Genomic DNA, 9,328 nt, shown 5'->3' with positions numbered 1-9,328 from the left:
GATCTGTGTCGCTGTCCGTCTCTGATCGGCTCCGAACGCCGCCCGTCCGACAACCGACTACCCTATCACGCCGCCGACACCGAAGACGAAGATCAGGTAGTACAGCGAGATCGCGACGAGGGTGACGCCGGTGACGAGGTTCACGAGCCGGCGGTTGTCCGTCAGCAGTCGGAGCACGCGGTCGCGCCACCGTTCGGAGACGACGGCGAACGCGAGCAGCGGGCTCGCCATCCCGACGCCGAACGCCCCGAAGTTCGCGACGCTGGCAATCGGGTCCGAGAAGAGGAACGCTCTGGCGAAGAACACCGAGATGAACCCCGGATTACAGGGCAACACGATGGCCCCGAAGAAGGCCCCGTACGCGAACGCCGACAGCGACGGGAACCGCGTCTGCGGCGGTTCGACGGTCGGGAGTGCGGCCTGCGGATGGAGGTCGGCAGCCAACACGACGCCCAGCACTGCGAGCAGCGCGAACGCCGGCGGCGAAACGGCCTCTACGACAGCGGTCAGCGACGTCTCGAGGAGCGTCGTGAACAGGAGGCCGACGGCGCCCATGAACGCGATGACACCGAGGGACACTAGAACGCCGAGGACGGCTATCGGCGGAGCGTTGTCGTCCTGATTCGAGAGGAACGCGAGGAACCCCGGGTACAGCGGAATCACGCACACGGCCGACAACGGCGTTGCCAGTCCGAGGGTGAACGACGCCGCGACCGCGGTGAGGAGCTCCATCTCAACACTCGTCGGCGGCCGCCTCGATCTCGGCGGCGGACTGCTCGCTCCCGGAGAAGAACTCGGCGACGCCGTCGTCACACGCGACGATGACCGGCGTGCTCGGGGCGTTCGTCACCGCCGGCCCGAACGCGTCGACGAGCGACTGCGTCATCGGCGCCGGCGCGACCGCGAACCGCCAGTCGAACCCGTTCTCCGCCGCGTGTTGTCGGACCTTCTCGGCGTCTTCGTTGGGGTCGGTGTTGAGACTGACGGCGGTGACGGACTCGTCGACGCGGGACAGCGCCGCCGACTGGCGCTCGCACTTCGGACACCACACGGCGAACGACTGGATGGCGACCGGTCCCGCCAAGTCGTCGACGCGGAACGACTCGTCGGTCAGCACGTCGGTCAACTCGGTCGTCCGCCAGTCGGCCGCGGCGTCCGTCGACCCGTCGCCACCGCCGGTACCGTCGTCGGGTCCGGACCCGACGCCGAGGCAGCCGGCGAACTGTCCCGCGCCCGCGACTCCCGCCGCCGCGAGGAACCGCCGTCTGGAGAGCCGAACGGACCGGTCACGCGTCGCACGAGGGTCGTCCATGGGCGGACGACTGGCCCGCTGACGGTAATATGTTGTTCAACATTCGTTCGGATTCGTTCGAAATTGTCCGGCGACCGCCGAGCGATCGGCGAACCCGGTTCGGGCACTCGACGCTCAGCCACCCCCGAATCGCAGTACCTCGGACCGACCTGTGCGGGCGACCGCCCCGCGTTCACTCGTCGACCGGACGGACCTCCTCGACGACCCCGGTCCCGTACGACCTCGACGTCCCGTCCGCGAGGTCGAACATGTACATGCTCCCGACGAACTCGTAATCGACGACCGGGAGCTCCGACGTCTGCCCGCCGTCGTACTCCTCCTCGTCCGCGAGCACCGCGACGTGCGTGTGTTCAGTAGTCACACGTACTGTTGGCGTGTGATACGGATAACTGTTCGACCCATCACGCGTCCCCTCCGCCGAGGACTCCGGTCTGCGTCCGGCACTCGCGCTACTCGCGAGCGACGCCGTCGGTCAGCCAGCACTCGTCGAGCTCGCCGCGCCGGCGGCGCGACAGTTCGAACGCGTACGTGACGGTACGGCCCTCGGGCCCGGTCAGCGTGACGCGCTGCGCGGCGCCGTCGGCATCGCGCTCGACCGGTCCCGTCACCGCCTCGACGTGGTCGATCATCGGCGCGTACCGCGGGTTGTTCACCATCCGGCGGAAGCGGTCGAACGGCCCGGTCGCCCGCCTGTTCGCCGGCGACGCGAAGTTGTACGCGACCCCGATGCCCGCGTCCTCGAACGGGTCGTCGTTGGTCGCGAGCGCCTCGAGCTGAAGCGCGACCACCTCCTCGGGGTCGTACGTCGGATCCGGTTCCGGAAGTCCTGCGATCGGATACTGCTCGGCCATCTGAACACGCGTATCAGGGCCGCGAGCGGTATTAACCGTCCGGCGGGGCCGGACCGCCGGTCGGCCGCAACCGGCCGACGAGTGCCACCGACCTCCCCTCACGACGGACGCATCTCACAGCGTGACGTCGACTCCGGCACCGGCCTCGACGGCCCGCCGATAGACGGTCTCGGCGGCGGCGGCGTCCAGCGCGGCGGAGCCGACGCTCAAGACGACCACCACCTCGTCGGGCGCCGCCCGGGCGTCCGTCGCCGCCGTCAGGGGGACGCCCAGTTCGGTGAGGTCCCCCTCGTCGACGTCGCTCGCGAGGACGTCACCGGTCTCGGCGGCCTCCGCGGGCACGTCCGCGAAGCGGCGCTCCGCGCGTTCGAGGAGCGACGGGTCGAGCTCCTGCATCTCCGCGGTGAACGCGCCGACGGCGACGACGAGACAGCCGTCACCGAGCGCGTCGGGCGGGAAGACGGGCTCGGTCGCGGTCGTGGCGGTCACTACCACGTCGGCACCGTCGACGGCTCCCCGGGGAGTTTCGACCGCGCGCGCCGGGACCCCCTCCTCGCTCAACGCCGCCGCACACGCTTCCCGCGAGTCGCTCGGTGAGTATATCCGCACGTCCGAGAGGTTCCGGACCGTCCCGATCGCTCGCGTCTGCCACCGCGCCTGTGCGCCCGCGCCGACGACTCCCAGCGTGAGCCCGTCCCCGCCCGTGTCCGGTGCCAGTTCGCGGACCGAAACCGCGCCGATACAGCCCGTCCGGGCGTTGGTGACCGTCGTCCCGCCCATGAACGCGACCGGAAGGCCCGTCCGGGCCGCCGTCAGCACGATCTGCGCGTTGATCGTCGAGAGGCCCCGTTCCGGGTTCCCCTCGTGGACCCCGACGAGCTTCGTGGCGTAATGGTCCGCGCCGTGAACGTACGCGGGCATCGCGATCCCGGTTCCGAGACCGTCGTCGCCGTCGAGACCCGCGCCAACCGGGAAGTGCGGCCGGCGCGGTCGTTCGACGTCGCCCGCGGCCTGTCTGCCCAACGCGTCGGCCACCACGTCGACGAGCCCCGCCAGATCGAGGTGCCGCTCGACCGCCGCTTCCGAGAGTACGAGAACCATGTGCGAGGCGTCGCTCGCGGCCGACTTAGCTTGCGCGGCGGCATGGCTTTTACCGCCGGAGCGACAGGGCGCGGTATGGACGTACTCGTGATCGGCGGGGGGATCGTCGGGCTCGCCGCCGCGCACTCGCTGGCCGACCGCGGCGCGGACGTGACCCTCGTCGAAACGGGCTCGCTCGGCGGCGGGAGCACGGCCCGTTCGGCGGGCGGGGTCCGGTCGCAGTTCTCCTCGCGGGTGAACGTCGAACTCTCGCTCGCCAGCAAGCGCGTCTGGGACACCTTCGAGGAGCGCTTCGGCGTCGACATCGGGCTCCGAAAGAACGGCTACCTGTTCCTCGCGCGCGGCGAAGCGACCGCCGAGCGCTTCCGCGAGAACGTCGACGCACAGCGCGCCCTCGGCGCGGAAAGCGAACTGCTCACGCCCGCGGCGGCGACCGACCACTGCCCGGGCCTCGACCCGGAGCCGTTCGTCGCGGCGACGTACAACCCCGAAGACGGGTTCGCCGACCCGAACCTCGCCGTCCAGGGGTACGCCGAGGCCGCTCGCGACCTGGGCGTCGACATCCGGACGCGGACGACCGTGACGGCGGTCCACCGCGACGGGGACCGCGTCGTCGGCGTGAGTCTCCGGGGACGGAACGCGACGGGATCCGAACGCCACGACGCGGACTGCGTCGTCAACGCGGCGGGCGCGTGGGCGGCGCAGGTCGGCGCGATGGCGGGGGTCGACCTCCCGATCGCCCCTCGGCGGCGGCAAGTCGCCGTCACGAGCCCGACGCGGCCGGTCCCCGAGTCGGTCCCGCTGACGGTCGACCTCGAAACGGGGTCGTACTTCCGCCCCGAGCGGGACGGCGTCGCGCTCGTCGGCGGCCACTTCGACGAGGCCGACCCCGACCAGGACCCCGACGCGTACGACGAGTCGATGGACATCGAATGGGCGGCGCGCGCCGTCGGAAACGCGGCCGAGTACGCGGCGTACTTCGGTCCCGACACGCGGGTGAAACGGGGCTGGTCCGGGCTGTACGCGGTCACGCCCGACCACCACCCGATCATCGAGGAGAGCGTCCCGGGCCTCGTGACCGTGGCCGGGTTCTCCGGACACGGGTTCCAACACGCCCCCGCCTCCGGGCGGGTCGTCGCCGACCTCGTCGGCGGCGGCGAGACGGACCTGATCGACGGCGCGTCTCTCTCGCGATCCCGGTTCGAACGCGGCGAGGCGCTCGACGAGGGGAACGTCGCGTGACACCGCGCTCGAAAGCGAGCGTTTACGTCGGGACGCGCCAACCACGATCCAACACACATGGTAGCTAGCGACACTCGATCGGTCGACGAACTCGAACGATGCGTCGAGGCGATCGGCGCGACGGATCCGGCCGAGCGGAGCTCGGACGACCGCGCGCGAATGATCGACGCCCTCGTCGCGCTCGCCGACGCCTACGGAGCGCGCGGCGCGTTCGACGCCGAGGCCGAAACGATCGAGCGGCTGGACCGGCTTCGCGGCCGCGACGAGGCCGACGACGTCGCGGTCCACCTGGCGAACGCCCTCGCGAACGCGACGAGCGTGCGGGACCGCGACGACCTCTACGAGACCGCGATCGACCCCGGCCGCATCGAGGCGTACCGAGACCGGATCGAGGCGCTGTACGACCGCCGCCCCGAACCGGCGATCGCGGCGCCGCTGGCCCGGGCGACCGCCGAGACGATCCACGCGAACGGGAAGGGGAACCGCCGCGATCGGATCGAACCCCTGCTGGACCGCCTCGAAACGGTGTACGACGCCCACCCCGAGCCCGACGTCGCCGCCGCGCTGTTGCGGGCGTACGCCCACGCGGAACTGTACCTCGGCGGTGAACGCGACGGCGAGGACGAAGCTGAGGCTGACGTCCCGCTCGGAACCGAGGACGCGGTCGACGCGCCCGACGCCTCTCTCGGACCCTCGGACGGAGACGACCGCGTCGCCCGCGCGGAGGAGCTGTTCCGCACTCACCCGGACGGGGACGTCGCCGCGGGGCTCGCCGGCGTCCTCGCCGGGCGGACGAACGCCGACGCCAAGCGGACGGACGTGGAGGCGATCGAGGACCGGATCGGCCGGATCGAGGCGCTCGCCGACCGGTACCCGGCCCGGGAGGACTCGATAACCCGCTGGCTCCCGGTCGCGACGGCGAACGCCGCGCGCGCCGGCTTCGAGGCGGCCGACGTCAGTCGGGTCGAACACTGGGCCGGCGAGACGACCGCGCACCACGAGCGGCTCTCGACGCCGTCGAGCGCGACGTGGGCGGCGGTGGCGACGTTCTTCTCCGCGCGGGCCTCGTTCTTCGACGGCGACATCGAGGCGGGCGAGGCGAAGCTCGAACGCCTCGAAGAACTCGAACGGCGGTACGAGAACCCGGTCTTCGCGCACTGGCTCGGCCGAGCGATGTTCGACGCGGCCCGGAGTTACGTCGAGACGGACCGGTCCGAACGCGCCCGCGAGATGGTCGAGGAGCTGTCCGAGTTCGCGGTCGGCCACGAGGACCGCGAGGAGATCGAGGCGGGGCTGGAGGCGCTCCGCTCGCACGCGCCGCACCTGTTCGACGACTCGGACGACGCGGTCGGCGAGGGCGCCGACTCGGTCGAGGTGACCGCCGGGTCGGTCGCCACCGCTGACACTGCGGCCACTACGGACACTGTCGACGGAACACGGGGCGAGACGAGCCCGGACGGGTTCGCTCCCGAGACGGGCGAGGCCACCGACGCGCCCGACGCGAGCGAAGCCGCCGCGGTCGACCGAGACGGCCCGGAGTCCGCCTCAGCGGACGACGACTCGACGGACGCGCCGGGCTGCGGGAACTGCGGCGACGACGGCTGCGGAAACTGCGGGACGGACGACGACCTGAAGGAGCCGGCGTCCGGTCCCGTGCTCGCCGCCGCCGGTGCGGCGGTGGTCCTCGTCGGCCTCTCCGTCGCGTACACGCTGTACCGCGCGCAGCGCGCGCTCCGGAACGCGGTCGGATCGCAGTGACGGCGACGCTCCCGCCGTCGCCGTCCGGCTGACCGTCGACGCGGGCGCCGACGCGCCGTGGCCGCCGACTCTCGTCGCTCGATGGCATAGACTATCCGTGCGGCGCCGCTCGAACTCGTATGCCGATAGCTACTGGCGATTCTGTGACGCTCGAGTACACGGGCCGACTCGACGACGAGACGGTCTTCGACACCTCCCGGCAGTCCGTCGCCGAGGAGACGGGCCTCGCCGAGGCGCAGCCCGACAGAGAGTACGCGCCGCTCACGGTCGAAATCGGCGCCGAACAGGTCATCGAGGGGATGGAGGAGGGACTGATCGGTCTCGAAGCGGGGGAGACCGAGACGCTGACGATCCCGCCCGAGAAGGCCTACGGCGAACCCAGCGACGAACACGTCCAGGAGTTCGACACCGCGGAGCTCCGGGAGATGCTCGGCGGCGAGACCCCGGAAGAGGGCTCGTTCCTCGAGGCCCAGAACGGGAGCCAAGGTGAGGTCACGCACGTCGACGAGGACGTCGTGCGGGTGGATTTCAACCCCCGCCTCGCCGGCGAAACGCTGACGTTCGACGTCGAGATTATCGAGGTCAACTGAGTTCGAACCGGGCCGCCGCCGACCGCCGCGCCCGGACGGTCACATCTTGGGAACGACCCGCACGAGTTATATTCGTCTGGCCGACAGTTCAGTTGTGAACGACGAGCTCTTCGAACGTATTCTCGTCCCGATCGCGGACCCCGAGGACGCCGAGGCGACGGCGCGCGCGGTTCGGCCGCACCTCGACGCGGGGACCACGCTCATCGTGACGCACGTCACGCAGGGGACGGACGCCGAGACGACGATCGAGACCGGTCGAGACAAGTTCGCCGGAGCGACCTACGAGACGTTCTCGGACATCCTCTACCGACGCGACCTCGAGTTCGAGTGGGTGACGCTCGCGGCGCGCGAGGTCGCGGAGGCGCTGGTCGACGCGATCGAGATGACCGAGGCGACGCTCGTCGCCTTCACGCCGCGCGACATCGACGCGTGGAAGCGGACGCTGGCGGGCGACCCCGGAAATCGGCTCATCCACGAGGCGGACGTTCCGGTGATGGTCTTCCCCAACCAGAACCCCTGAGAGCGCCGCTCGCCCGCGCTCGCGGTGTCTCCGCTCGTAGGAGGAGGGCAGTCGGTCGAGCTATCCGTCCGCGAGCGCGTCTTCGACCGCCGTCTCAACCGAGGTCTGCTCGATCGGTACGACCGACTGGAGGTCTCGGTCCGCGTCGACGGTGACTGGGTTCCGCATGCTCTCGACCAGCGGTCGGGCGATGGCGTACTGGACGTCCGTCGTCAGCCGGAGCCAGTGCGAGGACAGCGCCGGTGACATCACCGGAACCGGTACGATGAGGACGCGCTTTCCCTTGCGCCCGGCGGTCAGCTTCAGCAGGGACTCGTACGACCACACGGTCGGCGCACCGATGTCGTAGATGCCCCCGCGGGTCTCGTCAGCGTCGAGCACGCCGACGAGGTAGGCGACCGCGTCCGCGATGCCGATCGGCTGGCACGGGGTTCGAACCCACTTCGGAACGGTCATCACCGGGAGCCGATCGGTCAGGTCGTCGACGATGCGGAAGCTCGCGCTCCCGGCGCCGATGATGATCGCCGCGCGGAGCACGGTCAGGTCGAAGTCACCCGCCTCGAGCACGGACTCGACCTCGCGGCGCGACGCGAGGTGGGGCGAGAGGTTCCGCTCGTCGCCGCTGATCCCGCTGAGATACACCACTCTGTCGACGCCGGCCTCCGACGCCAGCTTGCGGAACCGACGGGCGTACGTCCGGTCCAGTTCGGCGAAGTTCTCGGCCGTCAGCGAGTGGATCAGGTAGTACGCGGCGTCGATGTCCTCGCAGAGGCCCGCGACCGACATCGGGTCGCCGAGGTCGCCTTCGAACACCTCGACGCCCTCCGGGAACGCCGACCGACTCGCGCTCCGAGAGAACGCGACGACGTCGTGGCCGGCCGCGTGTAGCGCCTCGGTGAGCCGCGTGCCGACGAACCCGGTCGCCCCGACGATGAGAATCCGCATAACAGTCGGTACGAGCCCTATCGGCAAGGGTGTTGGGTCGACAGACGGGTCCGAGATCCGGCCCGGCGTGACGGGGGGGTGTCCGCCCCGCCGCGGCCGACGGCGCTCCCGCGTTCGACCCGCCCGACGGCGACCGCGCGCCTACTGCGCGGCCGACCGCGCCTCGTCGCCCGCGTCGACCGACGGGGACCGCACCGCGTCCCACCCGATGAGACAGGCCTCACAGAGGTAGTACGCGAACCCGTCGACGTCCCGGTGCGTGAGCGTGGCGTCGATGCCGCATCTCTCGCAGTTCATGGCCGCCTAGAAACCCATGTCGATTATATGTCTTCTGTTCCCGTTCGTATCTGTGATAATTCGTTATGGAACCGCCGAAACGGAACTTCCGCCGTGCGCACGACGCGACGCGGTCGTCTCCCCGTCGCTCACCGCAGCGCGTTGAGGTCGAACTCGAAGGCGGCGACCGGCACCTCGAGGTCGTGTTCGACGAGCACCGCCGGGTGGAGCTCGCCGATCACGCCGACGCGCTCGCCGTCGATCACGACGTCGGCGGCGCGCCCCTCGATGAACGTCGGGTGTTCGGTCCGCGGGGTCTCCAACTCGGCGTCGAAGTCGTCACAGAGCGCCTGGAGTCTGCCCTTCGCGGCCTCGTAGGAGGCGTCGCGGCGGGCGACCGCGCCGGCGACGTGCCGCGACTCGGCCACGTCCGAGTCCGCCGCCTCGTCGCGCTCCGCGACGAAGCCCACCTCGGCCACGTCCTGCGGGTAGGCGTTGTGTGTGTTCCGCTCCAGCAACATCGCGAGCGACGGGAGCGCCCACGTGCGGAGCTGGGTGTACTCCTCGCTGTACGGCTCCGTGATCCGCACCGGCTCGCCGCCGCCGAAGACGCCCGCGCCGTCGACCGCGGCGCCGCCGGTCCCCGGATCGACCCGCATCCGGTCGAAGTTCTCGGTCCCGCTCGTCATGTGGAAGTTGAGGAGGTCCTCGAAGCCGAGGCCGACGAGGCTCG

11 protein-coding genes and 1 pseudogene are annotated in these 9,328 nt (G+C 70.7%); 4 read left to right on the top strand and 8 right to left on the bottom strand.

Features of this window, described 5'->3' with window-relative positions; genetic code table 11:
• Positions 1-57: 57 nt before the first annotated feature.
• The 5 genes from Q0116_RS04485 to Q0116_RS04465 all read right to left on the bottom strand — a co-directional run bounded on the left by Q0116_RS04485 (position 58) and on the right by Q0116_RS04465 (position 3,264).
• Positions 58-732 carry a cytochrome c biogenesis CcdA family protein gene (locus Q0116_RS04485; protein ID WP_297885914.1) on the bottom strand — a complete coding sequence of 225 codons (675 nt, stop codon included), beginning with the start codon at positions 730-732 and terminating at the stop codon, positions 58-60.
• 1 nt (position 733) lies between these two features.
• Complete coding sequence (locus tag Q0116_RS04480) at positions 734-1,312, bottom strand: TlpA family protein disulfide reductase (RefSeq protein ID WP_297885912.1); 579 nt, start codon at positions 1,310-1,312, stop codon at positions 734-736.
• Between the two features lie 172 nt (positions 1,313-1,484).
• Positions 1,485-1,673, bottom strand: coding sequence for a hypothetical protein (locus Q0116_RS04475; protein WP_297885910.1), 189 nt, complete (start codon positions 1,671-1,673; stop codon positions 1,485-1,487).
• A gap of 88 nt (positions 1,674-1,761) precedes the next feature.
• Positions 1,762-2,163, bottom strand: a complete 402-nt coding sequence (locus Q0116_RS04470) for a DUF4864 domain-containing protein (protein ID WP_297885909.1) — start codon at positions 2,161-2,163, stop codon at positions 1,762-1,764.
• Positions 2,164-2,277: 114 nt separating this feature from the next.
• The gene (locus tag Q0116_RS04465) at positions 2,278-3,264 is read right to left on the bottom strand and encodes an ornithine cyclodeaminase family protein (protein ID WP_297885907.1); all 987 of its coding nucleotides are present in this window, start codon (positions 3,262-3,264) and stop codon (positions 2,278-2,280) included.
• Between the two features lie 75 nt (positions 3,265-3,339).
• Here Q0116_RS04465 and Q0116_RS04460 point away from each other — a divergent pair, with 75 nt between their 5' ends.
• The 4 genes from Q0116_RS04460 (at position 3,340) to Q0116_RS04445 (ending at position 7,374) form a co-directional block, all read left to right on the top strand.
• Complete coding sequence (locus Q0116_RS04460; protein ID WP_297885905.1) at positions 3,340-4,506, top strand: FAD-binding oxidoreductase; 1,167 nt, start codon at positions 3,340-3,342, stop codon at positions 4,504-4,506.
• Positions 4,507-4,563: 57 nt separating this feature from the next.
• Positions 4,564-6,264, top strand: coding sequence for a hypothetical protein (locus Q0116_RS04455; protein WP_297885903.1), 1,701 nt, complete (start codon positions 4,564-4,566; stop codon positions 6,262-6,264).
• A 119-nt stretch (positions 6,265-6,383) separates the two neighbouring features.
• Entirely contained in the window at positions 6,384-6,854 is a 471-nt protein-coding gene (locus Q0116_RS04450; RefSeq protein ID WP_297885901.1) for a peptidylprolyl isomerase, read from the top strand.
• A gap of 94 nt (positions 6,855-6,948) precedes the next feature.
• A complete protein-coding gene (locus Q0116_RS04445) occupies positions 6,949-7,374 on the top strand; it encodes a universal stress protein (protein ID WP_297885899.1) in 426 nt (141 codons plus the stop codon).
• Positions 7,375-7,434: 60 nt separating this feature from the next.
• Here the strand turns inward: Q0116_RS04445 and Q0116_RS04440 are convergent, their stop codons facing one another.
• The 3 genes and pseudogenes from Q0116_RS04440 to Q0116_RS04430 all read right to left on the bottom strand — a co-directional run.
• Positions 7,435-8,319 carry an NAD(P)H-binding protein gene (locus tag Q0116_RS04440; RefSeq protein WP_297885897.1) on the bottom strand — a complete coding sequence of 295 codons (885 nt, stop codon included), beginning with the start codon at positions 8,317-8,319 and terminating at the stop codon, positions 7,435-7,437.
• A 141-nt stretch (positions 8,320-8,460) separates the two neighbouring features.
• A complete protein-coding gene (locus tag Q0116_RS04435) occupies positions 8,461-8,616 on the bottom strand; it encodes a hypothetical protein (RefSeq protein ID WP_297885895.1) in 156 nt (51 codons plus the stop codon).
• 128 nt (positions 8,617-8,744) lie between these two features.
• Positions 8,745-9,328: pseudogene (locus tag Q0116_RS04430) on the bottom strand (phenylalanine--tRNA ligase subunit beta); the annotation flags it as partial.

It is taken from the genome of uncultured Halorubrum sp. (genome assembly GCF_937146585.1).
In the GTDB taxonomy this organism is placed as follows: domain Archaea; phylum Halobacteriota; class Halobacteria; order Halobacteriales; family Haloferacaceae; genus Halorubrum; species Halorubrum miltondacostae.
The sequence above is the reverse complement of the archived record's forward strand: the minus strand, read 5'-3'. Positions and strand labels throughout refer to the sequence as shown.

Excerpts from the sequence above, each read along its gene's own strand:
- Q0116_RS04485 (WP_297885914.1), bottom strand. The coding sequence starts at position 732 with ATGGAGCTCCTCACCGCGGTCGCGGCGTCGTTCACCCTCGGACTGGCA.
- Q0116_RS04480 (WP_297885912.1), bottom strand. The coding sequence starts at position 1,312 with ATGGACGACCCTCGTGCGACGCGTGACCGGTCCGTTCGGCTCTCCAGA.
- Q0116_RS04470 (WP_297885909.1), bottom strand. The coding sequence starts at position 2,163 with ATGGCCGAGCAGTATCCGATCGCAGGACTTCCGGAACCGGATCCGACG.
- Q0116_RS04465 (WP_297885907.1), bottom strand. The coding sequence starts at position 3,264 with ATGGTTCTCGTACTCTCGGAAGCGGCGGTCGAGCGGCACCTCGATCTG.
- Q0116_RS04460 (WP_297885905.1), top strand. The coding sequence starts at position 3,340 with ATGGACGTACTCGTGATCGGCGGGGGGATCGTCGGGCTCGCCGCCGCG.
- Q0116_RS04455 (WP_297885903.1), top strand. The coding sequence starts at position 4,564 with ATGGTAGCTAGCGACACTCGATCGGTCGACGAACTCGAACGATGCGTC.
- Q0116_RS04450 (WP_297885901.1), top strand. The coding sequence starts at position 6,384 with ATGCCGATAGCTACTGGCGATTCTGTGACGCTCGAGTACACGGGCCGA.
- Q0116_RS04440 (WP_297885897.1), bottom strand. The coding sequence starts at position 8,319 with ATGCGGATTCTCATCGTCGGGGCGACCGGGTTCGTCGGCACGCGGCTC.
- Q0116_RS04435 (WP_297885895.1), bottom strand. The coding sequence starts at position 8,616 with ATGAACTGCGAGAGATGCGGCATCGACGCCACGCTCACGCACCGGGAC.